This window comes from Agrobacterium sp. AGB01 (assembly GCF_014851585.1).
Taxonomy (GTDB): Bacteria; Pseudomonadota; Alphaproteobacteria; order Rhizobiales; family Rhizobiaceae; genus Agrobacterium.
Genome location: NZ_JACVAB010000005.1, coordinates 110,899 through 127,244 on the forward strand (window position 1 = coordinate 110,899; position 16,346 = coordinate 127,244).

Below are 16,346 nucleotides of genomic sequence, written 5' to 3' on the forward strand. Positions count from 1 at the left end.
ACGGAACAGTGCAGCATTCCGTAACGATCGCGGGCTGACCGTGTGCAGCCAAACAGAGGGCTGGCTGGTCCACCGGAAATCACGAGGCCTTCTCTACGGGGTGAGGAACACCGCGACGGTGTTGCCGGCGATGATGGCGACGGACTTTTTGCCTTCCAGTAGCGCTGTTATGATAGCGGTTACGCCGCTGCCACCGTTGTCGCTCCACATCGTAGCGCGGGCTTCAATATTTGTTCTTGCGAACACTCTTGTTGCCACGTGCTCCGCTGATGACGGGTGTTCTCGCCAGATTTTCAGAGACAAGCCTGCGCCACCGATCAACGCGTTCGGCGGCCAAAGCTCCGCTTTTGACGGCCGTCTGAACTGCGCAGCCCGGCTCATGCGCATGAGTGCAATCACGAAATCGGCAATGTGGTGCAAGCTCAACGACGTCTGCAAAAAGTGTGTCGATGCCGTCGGTGACATCACTGATGTAGAGTGTCCTGATCCCAGGGGTATCAATCACCCAGCCACCACCGGGAATGGCATGCAGGGATCGCGCGGTCGTGGTGTGACGGCCTTGCGCATCATATTCGCGAATAGGTCCGGTTTTCTGCTTTAAGTCAGACGCTGGGCCGGTCAGCGTGTTCACCAGCGTCGATTTTCCTACCCCTGAGGATCCAACCAGAGCAATCGTTTGGCCAGCACCGCACCAGGGACTTAAAAGAGACTTTGCATCGCCGGATCGACCATTCAGCGCAACGACAGGCAGATCACGCTGCAAAGCCTCTGCTTTGGTCTGAAACAGGCCGACATCGTTGGCGGTGTCAGCTTTTGTCAGCACGATTACCGGCTTACTCCCAGCCTGGTTGGCCATGATTATGTAACGTTCCAGCCGATCACTATTGAAATCGGCATTGCACGACGTCACAATCAGCAGCGTATCGACGTTGGCAGCAACGAGTTGTTGGCCACGTCCAACCTCTGTACGCCGCTGAAACACCGCTTTTCTATCAAGCCGACGGACAAACATTTCTGAGTGGGGATCGGCTAAAACCCAGTCTCCGACCGCAAATTCCGCCGTATTGGCATTGGCCGGAAGCACAAGCTCGACAGGCCCCGCGACACCGATCACGTCGATGCGCGCGCGGTGAACCGATGCGACGCGCCGAGGCAAGAGGTCAGTTTCACCAGGCGTGATCTGATCTGCGAAGAAGTCTGACCAACCAAGCGATTCCAGGGCAGTGTGAAGATGGGATTCGGTCAAATTTCTTATCACATTCGCTGTCGGAGTTTACAGAGGTTTGAAGGTTTCCTGCCTAGGTGCGCTGCTGTTCTCGCTTAGGCAAAGAGGTTGCATAAGCAGCCGCTTCGCCGGAATATGGGAATGGGTCTGACAACTGACGGTCGCCGTCGTAAACCTGGAAGGCGGGCCCGTCGATTTCGACGATTTTATATCCATTCACGTATTCAAACTTTGTCGTTTTCCAACCCATAGAATGGTCTCCAATATCGGTCCGATGTTGTTAAACTCTGAAGATGATGTTCGACCGTCATACCCATCAGCCCATGGATGTATCAGGTGTTCGCACAAAAGACGAATTGATCAGCACCACTTTGCGTATCTTGCGAAATACACCCACACGCCGGCGCTGTCCGGGCGGGACCAAACTGCGATTGGGCCAAGGAGCTTCCGCGGCCGTGGTGGTGCCGAGCGGCGGCAGGACCGGTGGATTGTGGGTAATCCATATTTCGATCAGCGCATTTCAGACAAGCAGCGCGATATGCGCATAGCTGAGTTGCACAGTAATTGTTTTCCAAATGGTCAAAAATCGGGCATAACGACTACAACCGATGCACACGGCGATCTCCTCCCGGGATCGCAGCGTCGGTTGTTCCCCTCTGGAGGTTTTGAACCTTCAAACTTATAGGCCGCGACTTTTGTCGACGGCCTTTTTTCTTTCTCATTCCTGTCGGACGACTGTGCGTCATTACTGGTGCCGGAAAGCCAGCGTGTGCGACTGAACCAATGGTAGAGAAATGAGCATAAATTTCTTCTGTAGATTGTTGATTGATGCGTCTTGACGCGCGCTGCCAGACAATGGACTTGTTACGAAACGACTGCGGAATATCCATGCCATTCTATCTTGTCACCCAGACCACTCTCATCGACGCGGATGATCCACAATCTGCGGCGCAAAACGCAATTGATTTGATCCGTTCAGGCTCCGAAGTGTTGGTTGCTGTCAAACGCGACCATACAGACATCTCTCATGTGGTTGTGGGTGCTAAGACACTACCATCAATTGTATCTGAAGAAACGACAGTCGGTGAGCTACCGGCAGAGCACGTCTCTGAGGTTATGTCACAACCTGGCAAGCTGACGTGGGTGCACAAACTGGCCGATGCAATTTCGCTCAGAAGCTGGCGGCGTTGAACCAAATGCCATTCGGCCTCCTGATGGCAGGAAGATAATTTATCCGGAGCGCCGGTGGGACGGGCAATCAAATTGTCTTTTGTCAGCTTCCGTATTGCAAAAACTCACAAACCGCTATCGGCGCGATTTATGGCGATTCCTGCGTCAGCTTACCGATCAGTAAGAAAAAGGTCGATGAGAACCTTTTTCCTATCCCACGTTCGAAGGCGCTTGGCGATCGGACCACGACCGGTATGGTTGAATTTCCAGCGCACACGCAGACATTAATGGTCCCTTCATTCTGGCTGAATGCAGCCCGTTGTGGCAATCCCCATCGATCCCATCTCGCATGAAACCAGGAGGCCTGAACTCTGACTTCTAGAGTCTGAAACGGGGACTACGCGGGAGAGAGGCCCGCTCAGCGTGATGCCATCACGCGTAAGTCGTTGTCGCCTCGCCACGTTTCGCCAATGCCGATCCGCAAAATGCAAGCCTAGGCTGCAATCCAAGCCATCATAACATTTAAGTATAATGCGATGACGCAATTTGATTTGATGTTATGCGCTCATAGTGATCTTCTGCAGACGAACGCGGCGAAGATCGCAAGGGGATACATATGAAGTTATCTGATTCCGACAGAGCAGCAGGCCTGCTCTACCTTATTCTTGCCGTCTGTTTTGTCGTCCCGGCAATCGGGTATGGCTTTGGAAGCGTGCGCCGCCTAGGCGCCGGCGTATTTCCGCTGGTGGTAGGTCTGCTTCTCGCGCTTGTGGGCCTGCTACTCGTTATCAGGTCGTTATGCGGCCACAAGGGGGCTGCGATTGCAGAGATGAACCTGCGTACGCCAGCATATATTGTTGCAGCGTTGGTTTTTGCTGCTGCAACTTTACGGGTTGGAGGCATAGCGGTTGCTGTGCCAGGCGCCGTTTTGATTTCCAGCCGTGCCTCGCGTGATTTTCCCATATCGCACGCTCTTGGACTGGCTGCGCTTTTGACGGTGTTCGTCTGGCTTGTCTTTGTCGTCGGCTTCAGCGTGCGCCTCCCGTTTCTGGCAGGAGTTTTGTAATGGATTGGTTTGCAAACCTCGCAGGCGGTTTCGAGACAGCCGTAACGTTAAATAACATTATGTTATGCTTCATCGGTGTTTTGCTTGGGACCGCCATCGGTGTTCTTCCAGGAGTGGGACCGCTTGTCACAATAGCGATATTGCTCCCATTGACATATTCGTTGGAGCCAACGAGTGCCTTGATCATGCTCTCGGGCATATACTACGGTGCCCAATATGGTGGATCGACCACAGCGATCCTGGTGAACCTGCCAGGGGAATCTGGTTCCGTTGTTACCTGCATTGACGGCAATGCGATGGCCCGAAACGGCCGTGCAGGATCAGCGTTGGCGATAGCTGCGCTAGGATCGTTCTTTGCTGGCACCGTTGGGACGCTTATGATTGCGGCGTTCTCGCCGTATCTTTCAAAGATAGCACTATCCTTCGGTCCGGCAGACTACTTCTCGCTCATGGTTCTTGGTTTGGTTGCTGCGATCGTGCTTGCATCCGGTGGCCTGCTGAAGGCGTTCGGAATGATCCTTGTCGGAATTCTTCTGGGTTCGGTCGGTACCGATCTCACGACCGGCACGGCGCGGTACACTTTTGGTACTTTCGAGCTTCTTGACGGCTTGGAATTTACCGCGCTGGCGATGGGTCTGTTCGCGATCGGCGACATTATCGCCAATGCGAGCAAAACCCATGACCGCAGTATGGTGAAGGGCAAGGTCACAGATCTTTGGCCAAACAAGCAAGAATTTAAGGAAGCTTGGCCAGCGGTCCTGAGGGGCACGGCGCTGGGATCACTCCTTGGATTGCTCCCTGGCGGTGGTGCCACGCTGTCCTCCTTTGCATCCTATTCGATTGAAAAGAAGCTTTCAAAACATCCGGAACGATTTGGTAAAGGGGCACCTGCCGGCGTTGCTGCACCTGAGAGTGCCAACAATGCTGGAGCCCAGAGCGCGTTCATCCCAATGTTGACGTTAGGTTTGCCGTCGAACGGGGTCATGGCCATGATGATTGGCGCGATGATGATCCATAACATCGTTCCCGGTCCCGAGGTGATGACACGCAATGCAGATCTTTTTTGGGGGCTGGTTGCCTCAATGTGGATCGGCAACTTTCTGCTCGTCATTATCAATCTGCCACTGATCGGCATTTGGGTCCGCTTGCTTCGCCTGCCTTACAATATGCTCTTCCCGGCTATCCTGATATTTTCCTTGGTAGGCCTGTACTCCATCGGAAATTCGTCTGCGCCGATCTTGATGGCGGCCGGTTTCGGCATCCTTGGCTATCTGTTCAACCGCTTGGGTTGTGAGCCTGCGCCCTTGTTGCTCGGATTCATTCTCGGCCCGATGATCGAAGTCTATATGCGCCGCGCGCTGCTGTTGTCCAAAGGAGACGTCAGCGTTTTTGTAACGCAACCGCTTTCGCTCGTTCTTTTGCTGACCGCGCTCGCACTCCTGATTTCCGTTCTTTCGCCCGTGGTGCGCAGGAAACGAGAAGAAGTCTTTGTTGAAGACTAAAGCCTGCCAAAAAATACAAAAAGGGAACTTTCAGAATGTACAAAATCTCACGCAGAACTTTTGCAGCTTTGACATTGGCATCGTTAATGCCAATGTCGACAGGTGTGTTGGCGGATGAATTCCCGTCACGCGCCGTCACAATTATCGTTCCTTATGCGCCGGGTGGCCAGGGTGATATCACGGGCCGCCTGATTGCGGAGCACTTGTCGCCGCTGATCGGGCAGCCAGTAACCGTCGAAAATCGACCGGGCGCCAATGGCGTTATCGGGATCTCTGCGATAGCCAATGCCGAGGCCGATGGGCATACGATTGGTGTCGTCGTTGCGTCTCATGCGATGGCGAAGGCTCTGGTTCCCAACCTGCCCTACGACCCTGTAACGAGTTTCACACCCATAACCACGACTGCAAGAACAGACATCGTGATGGTTACCACGCCATCGATCGGTGTAAAAAATGTCGAGGAGTTTATTTCCTACGCAAAAGAACATGCCGGCGATGTCGCCTTTGATTCATCCGGTCAGGGCAGCAACACACATCTGTTTGGAGAGTGGTTTGCGGATGCGGCAGGCATCGAGATGATTCATGTGCCGTACCAGGGCTCTGGGGACGCAATGCCAGACCTGCTGTCAGGCGTTATTCAAGTTGGCTTCAAGTCGGTGCTGGCGGTCCGTGGATATATTGACAGCGGCCAGCTCGTAGCGATTGCCGCTGGGGGTCCTGAACGTACAGCGGTTTATCCTGACCTTCCTACCGCTGCCGAACAGGGTGTCACTGGCTATAGTGCCAATACATGGGGCATGGTTCTTGCTCCAGCCAACATTCCTGCAGAACGCGTCCAATACCTGAACTCAAAGATCGTGGAAGTTCTGAAAAAACCGGAGGTGGTTGAAAAGTTTTCTTCGATGGGGGCGACGGTCGTTGCCGATAGTCCTGAGGCGGCGAGATCCATGCTGCAAAGTGAGGAGAAGACCTATTCCGATCTTATCACCCGCCTTGGCATCAAGTTAGGCCAGTAAAAGATTTGCCCCTCTCGAAATCGCGAGGGGCAACCATCGCCGGGTCTATAGAGGATGATATGGGAAACAGATCGCTAAATCCGCGCCAGCTCGAGGCATTCCGCGCCGTCATGGTATCTGGAAGCATTACCAAGGCAGGGCTTCTTCTTTCCATTTCGCAGCCTGCGGTGACACGGCTCATACGTGATCTTGAACTTGATCTTGAAATGCAGCTGTTTTCACGCAGTGGTGCCACAGTCAGTCCTACTCCAGAGGCACGAGAGTTTTTCAACGAGGTGGAGCGGCATTTCATTTCGACTGAAAGATTGCGGGAGAGCGCCTCCAGCATTCGGGAGTTTGGAACAGGAAGGCTTAGAATTGCGGCAATACCTGCACTTTCCGGCCATTGCTTGCCGGATGCACTTGCTCGCTACGCCTCTGATTTCCCCAATACTATAGTATCTGTGCACAACGGCGCATCGGTTGATCTCATCGATCTTGTTGCGGCCAGCCACGTGGATGTCGCCATCATTGCGCGTCCTGCATCTCGTAACGACTGCTCATTCCGGCTCCTTCCGGAGGCAGAGGCTGTGTGCATACTTCCCCACACTCATCCACTTGCCGAAAAGAAGGTCATTAGTCCGGCAGACCTTGATAAACAGGACTATATCGCGTTGGGCCACGGTAGCCTGATGCGTATGGAGTTAGAGGCGCTATTGCGCGCGGCTGAGGCGCATCCACGCTTGCGCGTAGAAAGTCTGTTTTCAGGAACCGTTGTCCACTATGTCAATCGTGGACTGGGGCTGGCGATTGTTGATCCTCTGGTTGCTTCGATGGTCGATACATCGAGCACAGTGGTGCGCAAATTCTCTCCCAAAATTCGCTATCAACTGTCCGTTGTCTACGCGCCTGACATCGTCCGAAGCCCGATGCTGGAGCGTTTTGTGGAAGTGTTTACCGAAACCTATGAGCGATTGACACGATCACTTCAGGCGCATGTCGCATGACCTTGCTCTAAACTAAAACACCGAAAGGAACTGATATGAAGGACTTCGAGGACTTCCTCGTTGCGATGGATGCTGCCGTTGCGCGGGTCGCGCAGGAGGAGCCTGAGGAACACCGCAAACTTCGAACAGGCAAGCTTGAGGCGCGGCCCGGTGGTAAGGGAAGTTATTTCACGACACTCGACATCGCCCATGGAATGCTGCGAGATTTTACAATGTACATTGTGTATCCTGGCCTTGTTCTGCACCGCCAGCGGCAAGACCTGGATGCATCGCGAGCAATGATTGCAGAGATGTTCCCAACGGTCTTGAACTATCTCGGCTACAGTGGTTTTGGCGAACTGAAGGTGCTCGGGCATACACTGCTGCGCTTGGCTCCGACATTGAACAACGAGCAGTTTGATCAGGCGCTCACTCGGTTTCTCCGTTACACAAACCTGCTCTATGGCTGGGCATATCACTGGTTTCCCTGGAACATCGGTGATGCCATGCGTTATGAAGAGGGGGGCGAAATCGCACTTCCACAAGTCGTTGACAGCCTCGAGCCGACAAGCACGTTGATAAAGTTGAGGTGGGACCCAATTGGTATTGAAGTCAAAGCATTTGTAGTCACTGACGGCAATGCGGAGTTGTGCAATGAGCTAATGGCCATCATGCCGTTTAAATGCCTTCAGACGCATGCGATGGTCGCTGGCGAGTCACTCATGGCTTACACACCTCTGGTATCAACCGCACCCACGCCTTTCAAAGAGGAAATACGTCTTGCCCCTCCGGGTCGCATAAGGTTCAACCCAAGGACCGGGCAGAAGCTGATTGTGCAATATGGGCGCACGACAGAAGATATCCTCGCTCCGGTTATTGGCTCCGTTCTGCCCGAAGATGTGTCGAAGCTTGCCAAGGTCGGCGCAGCTGTATGGGAATCCACCTATCTCCACAAGGAGCCGGTCTGGTTGACCGTCGAGCGCTTGAGGTAGGCCTAAAATCCATATCGGCTCAGTACCAGCCTGTGTATTGAGCCGATATTGTGAAACTACTTAGCCGGTCCTCCACTCTGTTTTGAGGGATGCGGCTGCTGCCCACGGAAGAGTAAGCGGGTCTTCGACACGAGGTTTCCAGATATATTGCAAACGCTTAATCGAGCAGTCTTGGAAGCTCCGTGGCCTGTAGGTCCGGCCAATAAGACGGGCGTCGCTCCGGCGATGAATTGTTTACTGCAGCAACCGGACGAGCAGATATTGCGCGCGTTTAAATCTCATCAAGCGCGCTAGATGGCTTCATTCACCGCTGCCCGTAGGGCGTCATTAATACGGTCCTGCCACCCAGGGCCGTCTGCTTGGAAGTGCGCCAGTATATCGCTGTCGATTTTCAGCGACACCAACTCCTTGGCATTGCGGATAATCGGACGTTCAAAGACCGGCGCCGTGACTTTCTTGGCCGGTTTGAACAGCGCCTCGGCTGCGTCTTTAGGATTGGACGGTCGTCGTGGTGTCGTCGCCATTGTTATTTCCTTTCGTGCAAATCTGGTGTGCACGTTTTAATTCAGCTTGACCAGAGGGGCGCAATCTCTGCCCGAGTTCTTTCTCGACAATTTTCAGTATGAGCGATGTTTCAAGGTATTGTAGAGTTGTCGTCAACTTTTGGAAGACCTAACCGCTTTGGACGCGCTATCTGCTCGGCAAAAATTCCATTCGAGTACAATAAGGCGCGCTGTCGTTTTCGCTAATAATTGACAGCGAACACGGCTATTAGACTTGAAAATTTTCAAGCACTTCAATGTGCGCCTTCATACTCCAGAGATGCGCCAATCAGTTCACGCGCATAATCATGCGTGGCACCGTTTCCGGCGATGGCTTGGCGCGGCAGGATTTCGGTAATCTCGCCTCTGAGCATCACCGCAAAGCGATCACACATATGATCAACCACAGCCAGATCATGGGTGACCATGATGTAGGTAAAACCACGCTCTTCGCGAAGACGCTGCAACAGGTTGAGAATTTCCGCCTGAACAGACACATCCAGTGCCGAGGTTGGTTCATCCAATAGCAGCAAGGATGGCTCCAGGATCAGCGCGCGGGCGATTGCAACGCGCTGGCGCTGACCGCCGGACAGCTGGTGCGGAAAACGATCAAGGAACGACACCGGCAGACCCACATCGGTGATGGCCTTGCGCATACGCTCTTCTCTGTCGCCCAGCTTGTGGATGACCAGTGGTTCATTCAGAACTGTGCGCACCGACTGGCGCGGATGCAAGGAACCATAGGGATCCTGAAACACCATTTGCAGGATGCGGCAACGATCGATCAGCGGCATATCACGAACGGATTTGCCGGCGATCAGCACCTCACCCTTCCAGAAATCCGTCAGCATGGACACGCAACGCAGAACGGTGGACTTGCCGGAGCCGGATTCTCCCACCAGTCCGAAACATTCTCCCGGCTGAACAGAGAATGATACGCCGGGCAGAACCTTGACCGCATTGGGTTCAGTGCCGAAGGAAATGGACAAATCGCGAGTTTCAACAGAAACGGACATTAGACAGTTTCCTCCAGCCATTCAGGACGACGGTCGAGCACCGCAAGCGGCGCACGCGAACCGCCAATACGCGGCTGTGCAGCCAGCAGACCACGCGTGTAAGGGTGTTGCGCATTATCCAGATTTCGCGCCTCAAGTGTTTCCACAACGCGACCAGCATACATGATAAGAACGCGGTCACAGAAATTGCGCACCAGATTAAGGTCGTGACTGATCATGATCAGGCCAATACCGCGGTCGCGCACAAGGCTGTCGAGAATATTGAGCACCTGAAGGCGCACGGTCACATCAAGCGCGGAAGTTGGTTCATCGGCAATTACCAGATCAGGATCGGCCAGTAGCATCATGGCAATCATCACGCGCTGGCCCATACCGCCAGAAATCTCGTGCGGATACTGCTGGTAGACACGTAGCGGGTCACGGATCTTCACCGCCTCCAGCATGGCCAGTGCCTTGTCTTTGGCTTCCGACTTGGCGCATTTGAAATGCCGCAAATAGGTTTCAGCCACCTGATCGCCGACCCGACGGATCGGGTTCAACGAAAACTTCGGGTCCTGAAGGATCATCGACATACGACGACCGCGAACCTTGAGCATCTCTTTTTCGGAAAGCGACAAAAGGTCAAGATCGTCAAAGCGCAACGTGTCGGCGGTAATCGTCGCGCCCGGCAAAAGCCGCAACAAGGCACGCCCTACGGTCGATTTACCAGAGCCACTTTCCCCAACAATGCCGAGGCGTTCGCGTCCAAGGGTGAATGACACTCCGCGCACGGCTTCCGTGGCGGAGCCACCATAACGAATGCGGAGATTTTCAACGTCGAGAATGGTCTTTTCCATCGTCTTATCTCCGGTTCATCTGCTTCGGGTCGAGTGCATCGCGCAGACCGTCGCCCAACAGGTTGAAGGCAAGACTGACCGACAGGATGGCAACGCCCGGGAAGGTCACCAGCCACCAGCTATCCAGCATGTACCGCCGTCCAGTCGCGATCATCGCACCCCATTCCGGCAATGGTGGCTGTGCACCGAGACCGAGAAAGCCAAGACCGGCAGCTGTCAGGATCACCGTTGCCATATTGAGTGTCAGACGAATGAGAACAGATGGCAGACACATCGGCATGATCGACTTGACGATGATGCGCATCGGTGACGCACCCTGAAGACGTGCGGCCGCGATGTAATCGGCATTGCGGAATGTCATCGCTTCAGCGCGCGCCAGACGGGCAATCGGTGGCCAGGAGGTCAAGGCAATGGCGATGATTGCATTGTTGAGGCTTGGCCCAAGCGCCGCAACAAAGGCCAGCGACAGGATGAGGCTCGGAAAAGACAGGAAGATATCGGTAATGCGCATCATCACCGTATCAAACTTGCCACCGAGATAACCGGACGCCGTGCCGACAATCAGTCCAATCGGGCCAACAATGATCGACACCAGGAAGATGATTGTCAGCGTGATACGGGCGCCCCAGATCAGGCGGCTGAAAATATCACGCCCCAACTCGTCCGTACCGAACAGATGTCCGTTACCGGGTGCCTGCAGGGTGTTGACCAGATCCTGAGCATAGGGGTCATGTGTGGCAATGAATGGCGCAAAAACCGCCGCCAGAATAAGCAGTCCCAGAACGATCAGACCAAAGGTCGAGGTCGGACTTTTCAGCAGAAAAACAAAGATGTTTTTCAGGGCATTCAACCAGGCGGGAAGACGCACTGTGCTTTGTGTTTGCGTGGTCATCAGCGTGTCCTCGGATCAAAGAAGCGGTAGAGAACGTCAGACAACAGGTTAAGCCCGATGAAGATGACGCCCACGATCAGAACACAGGTCATCACCGCGTTCATATCGCCGATAATCAGGTTGCTGGTGAGGTACTGGCCAAAACCGGGCCATGCGAAAACCGTTTCGATCAGCACGGCACCTTCGAGCAGCGAGCCATAGGCCAGCGCCACGATGGTGACGAGCTGAACGCGGATGTTGCCAAAGGCGTGTAACCAGACGGTCTGTCGGCTGGAAAGGCCTTTCACTCGTGCCGTGGTGACATATTCCTGACCCAGCTGATCCAGCATGAAGCTGCGGGTCATACGGGTAATATAGGCCGATGAAGAATATCCAAGCAGGCTGGCGGGAAGAATGAGGTGGTTTACCGCCGACCAGAACACATCCATGTCACCGGCCAGCAGGCTGTCAATCAGCAGGAAACCCGTCCGCTCGTCCACCAGACCGATATAAAACTGATCCATACGGCCACTACCGCCAACCAGACCAAGATAGGCGTAAAACACGATCAGCGCGATCATACCAGTCCAGAAAATCGGCATGGAATGGCCGAACAGACTGACGACGCGCACGGCATGATCCTGCCAGCGATCCTTGTTTACCGCAGCAAACACACCAAGCGGCACACCAAGGCCTGCACCAATGATGATGGCAAAGGTTGCCAGCTCAATCGTCGCCGGCATGACATGCAGAATATCCTGGATGACAGGCTGACCGGTGCGGATAGACGTGCCGAAATTACCCGTCAGCACATCGCGAAGATATAAGAAGAACTGCTCCCACACGGGGCGGTCAAGACCGAGCGAACGAAAGACCTGCTCATAGGTCTCCCGTGTCGCATCTTCACCGACAATCGCCCGCACCGGGTCGGCGGGCATCATGCGGCCGATAAAAAATGTAAGCATAAGCAAGCCGAGCAGGGTGACAGCTATCGTACCGAACTGGTCGGCAAAACGCATGAACCGCAGCCTCCACATGGACATGTTTCCTCCCGCCTGCCTCCCGAGCAGGTTCATGATAGAATTATGGTGAGTTGACGATGCCTGAGCGCATCGACTTCGCCTTGCTACATGGCGATACGAGCCAGGAGCAGGTTTTTGTAACGTTCGAGACTGCCTTCCAGGTGAGCTCGCATGGCAGCACGTGCATCTTCGGACGATCCGCGCAATATGGCATTGACGATCCGCCCGTGCTCTTCCTGAAGATGGGGGTTTTTAGGAAGCAGCGAAGCGGAATCCTCCGATATCGCCTTTGGCCCTGCCGCCACCATTCCGGCTTTGACTAGTAACATCAATTCAGGAAACCGGCTGTTTTGCGTGGCTTCGGCAATCTTCAGGTGGAGATTGAAATCTGTGTAACGTGTCGGCTGCTCCTGTTCGATATCTTCAGCCACTCGGCGATGCGCATCGAAAATTGCTTCAAGCTGGGTCGCCGAGCGTCGTGTAGCAGCGAGCGATGCCGCCTCCGTTTCAAACCCAAGCCGCAACTCGATCAACTCAATGACCGACGAAATTCGCTCCAGTGACAGGTCAGCAAACGGGACTGGTTCTTGAACACGCTCCGCTACGAACGCGCCAACGCCTCGCCTCACTTCGACGAGACCCTTTGATCTCAGGATTGCAATGGCTTCTCTGACGACTGCACGGCTGACTGAATGCTGTCGAGCGAGTTCAGTTTCGCTCGACAGGCGGTCACCAGCCTCAAGATCACCGTGCTCAATGCCTTCGCGCAAAGTATCCGTGATGCGGGCAACAAGAGGGCGTGCATCGGTGGCGGCCAATGACAGGCTGTCGAGCGATGTCGTTTTGTTCATTCCGGTCCTCCTGATCTCCTGAATTCTTCATACTACGAGACAATATGTATGACAAGTGATGGCTGTTGTTCAGTTGTGGTAGGACAGCAAAAAAATTATTTTTGTTTTCGTTTAACGGATTAAAGATAGAAAAAACAGCATTATAGATGTCGTATCGGAATCCGAAGAAGTGTCCATCTTTTCGATGCATTGAAAAAAAGCACTGAAATCATGTTTACATGTCCTACTACGCTGTGGAATTGTTGTGCACGTGAAATCTGTGCCGGTTGTCTCCAGCCGCCAAGGTCGAATGATTGCTAGGGAGTTGAAGAATGAAGATTGTCGATGTGCATGTCCGCACGTTTTGGCACACCACCCATCTGCAAAAGGATACGGATGGTCACGATCACCCGGGGCCGACAAAGCGGGTGAGAAAGTCCATTTTAACACTGGTCGCCGAAAACGGCATGGAGGGACACGCGTTTGGCAGCCCTGAACAGGTTCGTTCGCATCTGCTCGACAACTTCATCAGGCCAGTGCTGTTACATCAGGACGCATTTGCACGCGAACGGTTGTGGCAGGATCTGGCACACTGGCAACGGGGCAGTGGTGGCCAGTTGAGTGACAGAACACTTGGCGTTGTGGATGTGGCACTTTGGGATCTTTGCGGGAAACTGGCGAACATACCGTCCTACAAGCTGGCAGGATCGTACAGGGACAAGGTGCCGACCTATGGTTCGATCATGTGCGGTGACGAGATTGAAGGCGGACTGGCGACGCCTGAGGATTACGGTCGCTTTGCTGAATGGCTTGTTAAACGCGGTTACCGTGCCATCAAGCTGCACACTTGGATGCCCCCTGTAAGCTGGTCTCCCAATATCGACATGGATTTGAAAGCCTGTGCTGCTGTGCGCGAAGCTGTCGGACCTTCGATACCGCTCATGCTGGACGCATATCACTGGTATTCGCGTGAGGAGGCATACACGCTCGGTAAAGGTCTTGAGAAGTTGAACTTTACATGGATTGAGGAAGTAATGGACGAGCAGTCCATGTCCTCGTACGCATGGCTTGCCGCCGAACTGAAAATCCCCGTGATTGGTCCTGAGTCCATGGGTGGCAAGTACAAGCACCGGGCAGAATGGGTAAAGGCGGGTGCCTGCGATATTCTGCGTACCGGCGTTGAGGATGTCGGAGGTATTACGCCTGCGTTGAAGACGATGCATCTGGCGGAGAGTTTTGGCATGAATTGCGAGGTTCATGGTCACGGCGCTGAAAATCTTCTGATATCTGCAGTCAGCAAAAACTGCCGCTGGTACGAGCGTGGCCTCCTGCATCCCATGCTGGATTATGATGCATGCCCCGAATACCTCAACTCCATTGATGATCCGATGGATTCTGAAGGCTATGTGTCGCTGTCTCAACAGCCCGGGATCGGCGTCGACATCAACCTTGATTACATCAACGACAACCTGGTGAAGTGAGAGAGTCTTTGCCACGCAGGCGCCCTGAGGAGGAAACGCCATGGGAGGAAATATTATGAAAAAGTTGAACCGGCGAGGTTTTATCACTGCCACGACAGCGATGGTTCTTCTGGCTTTGCAGCCATGGACGGCAGTCGCTAAAACACCGGAAAACCAACTGGTCGTCGGGTTTTCGATGGCTAACGTTCTGACGCTTGATCCGGCTGGCGCAGGTGGCAAAGAACGTGTCCAGATCATCACCAATCTTTATGACAATCTCATTGCTATTGACCCGGCCGACCGTACCGCACTCAAACCAGAACTTGCGGAGAGCTGGACTGTTGCGCAGGACGGAACATCCATACGTCTTAACTTACGACCCGGGGCCGCTTTCGCTTCTGGAAACCCAGTTACCAGCGAAGATGTCGTCTGGTCCTTCAAGCGCGTCCTGAAACTCAACCTTGCCCAAGCCACGAATTTCAAGATCAGGGGTTACACCGCGCAAAATGCTGACGAAAACTTCATAGCAATAGACCCGCAGACAGTTGAAATTCGCATTCCGCAAAAGACCGACCCGAAAATCATTCTCCTGACGATCGCAATGACTGGTCCAGGATCCATCCTGGATATGAAAACGGTGCTTGAAAACGAAAAGAACGGCGATCTCGGCAGCGCTTGGCTTGCAACACATGCAGCAGGGTCCGGTGCATTCGACCTGCAGGTCATGACGCCGAACGAGATGGTGGTCCTGAAGCGCAATGAGAACTACTGGGGAGCACCCGCGACTATGGACAGGGTGATAATGCGGCATCTGCCGGAATCTCAGTCTCAGAGATTGCTTCTTGGCAAAGGTGATCTGGACATCGCCTATTCACTGAGCGCTGGAGACCTCAGTGCACTGGAAAAGGACAAGGACGTCAAGATAATCAACGAGGTCGGGAACGGTCTCTATTATCTGGCCATGTCAGTAAAGGATAAGGCGCTGTCAGACCCCAAGGTCAGGCAAGCAATAATCAAGCTCATTGATTTCAAAGCGATCAATGATGCCGTTATGAAATATTACGGCGTCCTTCATGTCGACCCGATCCAGATTGGTCTGGGTGGTGAAAACAATGACACTCCGCCTGAGCGGGACGTCGAAGGCGCCAAGTTGCTCTTGAAAGAAGCAGGATATCCAGACGGACTGCAACTGTCCTTACACGCCCTGTCGGAGCCACCGTTTGACAATCTATCAGTCGCCATTCAGGGCGCGTTGTCAGATGGGGGCGTGGATGTAAAATTGATCACAGGCGGTGGAGAGACTGTTTATGGACCAATGCGCAAACGCGAATTCCAGCTGTTGGTAGGTCGAAGTGGCGGCCAGGTTTCTCATCCAGACGGTGACCTGCGCAGTATTGTCCATAATCCTGACAATAGTGACGAAGCGCAATTGTCAGGTCTGTTGAGCTGGCGGGTTTCTTACCGCGACGAAGAACTCAACAATAAGATTGATAAGGCGCTGTTCATGGCACCCGAGCAGCAAAAAGCCGAATATGCCAAAATCCAGCAAATCTATCGCGATCGAGTGCCCGCGATCCAGGCAATCTCACAGGTCACTGACTCCGTTGCCATACGCGGGGACATCACCGGACTGACCATAAGCCCTGTCTGGCAGACACGACTCTCGACTGTCGGGAAAGCAAGGTAAGGGTGACGGCGATCCCGGTGTATAATTGATATATTGGCACGGATCGCTCAAAAACATTGACCCGGTTAGCAGGTACAAATCCTGCAGCCGGGCAAAATTCCACCTCGTTACAACAGCCGTTTTCTTTGCTTAATATTCGACAAAGC

At 53.7% G+C, this 16,346-nt stretch carries 16 protein-coding genes; 8 read left to right on the top strand and 8 right to left on the bottom strand.

The annotated features are described in order from the left end of the window. Positions 1-93: 93 nt before the first annotated feature. Together IB237_RS17765 and rsgA are read right to left on the bottom strand one after the other, a co-directional pair. Complete coding sequence (locus IB237_RS17765; RefSeq protein WP_192490034.1) at positions 94-246, bottom strand: hypothetical protein; 153 nt, start codon at positions 244-246, stop codon at positions 94-96. Continuing rightward, on the bottom strand, positions 224-1,246 hold the full coding sequence (rsgA, locus tag IB237_RS17770; RefSeq protein ID WP_192490035.1) for a ribosome small subunit-dependent GTPase A: 1,023 nt from the start codon (positions 1,244-1,246) through the stop codon (positions 224-226). Before rsgA ends, IB237_RS17765 begins: the two co-directional genes overlap by 23 nt. 867 nt (positions 1,247-2,113) lie before the next feature. Here rsgA and IB237_RS17775 point away from each other — a divergent pair. From IB237_RS17775 to IB237_RS17800, 6 genes are all read left to right on the top strand, one after another. Further along, a complete protein-coding gene (locus tag IB237_RS17775) occupies positions 2,114-2,416 on the top strand; it encodes a hypothetical protein (RefSeq protein ID WP_192490036.1) in 303 nt (100 codons plus the stop codon). 595 nt (positions 2,417-3,011) lie between these two features. After that, on the top strand, positions 3,012-3,461 hold the full coding sequence (locus IB237_RS17780; RefSeq protein ID WP_192490037.1) for a tripartite tricarboxylate transporter TctB family protein: 450 nt from the start codon (positions 3,012-3,014) through the stop codon (positions 3,459-3,461). Next, positions 3,461-4,963: a tripartite tricarboxylate transporter permease gene (locus tag IB237_RS17785; protein WP_192490038.1), complete on the top strand. Its 1,503-nt coding sequence runs from the start codon at positions 3,461-3,463 to the stop codon at positions 4,961-4,963. Before IB237_RS17780 ends, IB237_RS17785 begins: the two co-directional genes overlap by 1 nt. A gap of 35 nt (positions 4,964-4,998) precedes the next feature. Continuing rightward, complete coding sequence (locus IB237_RS17790) at positions 4,999-5,979, top strand: tripartite tricarboxylate transporter substrate binding protein (protein WP_192490039.1); 981 nt, start codon at positions 4,999-5,001, stop codon at positions 5,977-5,979. Between the two features lie 59 nt (positions 5,980-6,038). Beyond that, complete coding sequence (locus IB237_RS17795; protein WP_192490040.1) at positions 6,039-6,965, top strand: LysR substrate-binding domain-containing protein; 927 nt, start codon at positions 6,039-6,041, stop codon at positions 6,963-6,965. Positions 6,966-7,000: 35 nt separating this feature from the next. Continuing rightward, positions 7,001-7,936 (top strand): hypothetical protein, encoded by a 936-nt coding sequence (locus IB237_RS17800; RefSeq protein WP_192490041.1) that lies wholly within the window; start codon positions 7,001-7,003, stop codon positions 7,934-7,936. A gap of 290 nt (positions 7,937-8,226) precedes the next feature. Here IB237_RS17800 and IB237_RS17805 read toward each other — a convergent pair whose 3' ends face one another. From IB237_RS17805 to IB237_RS17830, 6 genes are all read right to left on the bottom strand, one after another. Next, positions 8,227-8,460, bottom strand: coding sequence for a BrnA antitoxin family protein (locus IB237_RS17805; protein WP_192490042.1), 234 nt, complete (start codon positions 8,458-8,460; stop codon positions 8,227-8,229). Positions 8,461-8,732: 272 nt separating this feature from the next. Then, a complete protein-coding gene (locus tag IB237_RS17810) occupies positions 8,733-9,494 on the bottom strand; it encodes an ABC transporter ATP-binding protein (RefSeq protein WP_192489323.1) in 762 nt (253 codons plus the stop codon). Beyond that, positions 9,494-10,330 (bottom strand): ABC transporter ATP-binding protein, encoded by an 837-nt coding sequence (locus tag IB237_RS17815; protein ID WP_192490043.1) that lies wholly within the window; start codon positions 10,328-10,330, stop codon positions 9,494-9,496. Before IB237_RS17815 ends, IB237_RS17810 begins: the two co-directional genes overlap by 1 nt. 4 nt (positions 10,331-10,334) lie before the next feature. Then, a complete protein-coding gene (locus tag IB237_RS17820; protein ID WP_192489325.1) occupies positions 10,335-11,222 on the bottom strand; it encodes an ABC transporter permease in 888 nt (295 codons plus the stop codon). Beyond that, positions 11,222-12,244 carry an ABC transporter permease gene (locus IB237_RS17825; protein ID WP_246788062.1) on the bottom strand — a complete coding sequence of 341 codons (1,023 nt, stop codon included), beginning with the start codon at positions 12,242-12,244 and terminating at the stop codon, positions 11,222-11,224. The genes IB237_RS17820 and IB237_RS17825 overlap by 1 nt, the downstream gene beginning before the upstream one ends. Positions 12,245-12,327: 83 nt before the next feature. Next, positions 12,328-13,074 carry a FadR/GntR family transcriptional regulator gene (locus IB237_RS17830; RefSeq protein WP_192490044.1) on the bottom strand — a complete coding sequence of 249 codons (747 nt, stop codon included), beginning with the start codon at positions 13,072-13,074 and terminating at the stop codon, positions 12,328-12,330. A 311-nt stretch (positions 13,075-13,385) separates the two neighbouring features. Between IB237_RS17830 and IB237_RS17835 the strand changes: the two genes are divergently transcribed. Then, positions 13,386-14,534 carry an enolase C-terminal domain-like protein gene (locus tag IB237_RS17835; RefSeq protein ID WP_192490045.1) on the top strand — a complete coding sequence of 383 codons (1,149 nt, stop codon included), beginning with the start codon at positions 13,386-13,388 and terminating at the stop codon, positions 14,532-14,534. Positions 14,535-14,589: 55 nt separating this feature from the next. Then, a complete protein-coding gene (locus IB237_RS17840; protein WP_246788064.1) occupies positions 14,590-16,200 on the top strand; it encodes an ABC transporter substrate-binding protein in 1,611 nt (536 codons plus the stop codon). Positions 16,201-16,346 lie beyond the last annotated feature (146 nt).

Bases quoted from the DNA above. Each gene is read 5' to 3' on its own strand.
- IB237_RS17775 (WP_192490036.1), top strand. From the start codon at position 2,114: ATGCCATTCTATCTTGTCACCCAGACCACTCTCATCGACGCGGATGAT.
- IB237_RS17780 (WP_192490037.1), top strand. From the start codon at position 3,012: ATGAAGTTATCTGATTCCGACAGAGCAGCAGGCCTGCTCTACCTTATT.
- IB237_RS17785 (WP_192490038.1), top strand. From the start codon at position 3,461: ATGGATTGGTTTGCAAACCTCGCAGGCGGTTTCGAGACAGCCGTAACG.
- IB237_RS17790 (WP_192490039.1), top strand. From the start codon at position 4,999: ATGTACAAAATCTCACGCAGAACTTTTGCAGCTTTGACATTGGCATCG.
- IB237_RS17795 (WP_192490040.1), top strand. From the start codon at position 6,039: ATGGGAAACAGATCGCTAAATCCGCGCCAGCTCGAGGCATTCCGCGCC.
- IB237_RS17800 (WP_192490041.1), top strand. From the start codon at position 7,001: ATGAAGGACTTCGAGGACTTCCTCGTTGCGATGGATGCTGCCGTTGCG.
- IB237_RS17805 (WP_192490042.1), bottom strand. From the start codon at position 8,460: ATGGCGACGACACCACGACGACCGTCCAATCCTAAAGACGCAGCCGAG.
- IB237_RS17810 (WP_192489323.1), bottom strand. From the start codon at position 9,494: ATGTCCGTTTCTGTTGAAACTCGCGATTTGTCCATTTCCTTCGGCACT.
- IB237_RS17815 (WP_192490043.1), bottom strand. From the start codon at position 10,330: ATGGAAAAGACCATTCTCGACGTTGAAAATCTCCGCATTCGTTATGGT.
- IB237_RS17820 (WP_192489325.1), bottom strand. From the start codon at position 11,222: ATGACCACGCAAACACAAAGCACAGTGCGTCTTCCCGCCTGGTTGAAT.
- IB237_RS17825 (WP_246788062.1), bottom strand. From the start codon at position 12,244: ATGTCCATGTGGAGGCTGCGGTTCATGCGTTTTGCCGACCAGTTCGGT.
- IB237_RS17830 (WP_192490044.1), bottom strand. From the start codon at position 13,074: ATGAACAAAACGACATCGCTCGACAGCCTGTCATTGGCCGCCACCGAT.
- IB237_RS17835 (WP_192490045.1), top strand. From the start codon at position 13,386: ATGAAGATTGTCGATGTGCATGTCCGCACGTTTTGGCACACCACCCAT.
- IB237_RS17840 (WP_246788064.1), top strand. From the start codon at position 14,590: ATGAAAAAGTTGAACCGGCGAGGTTTTATCACTGCCACGACAGCGATG.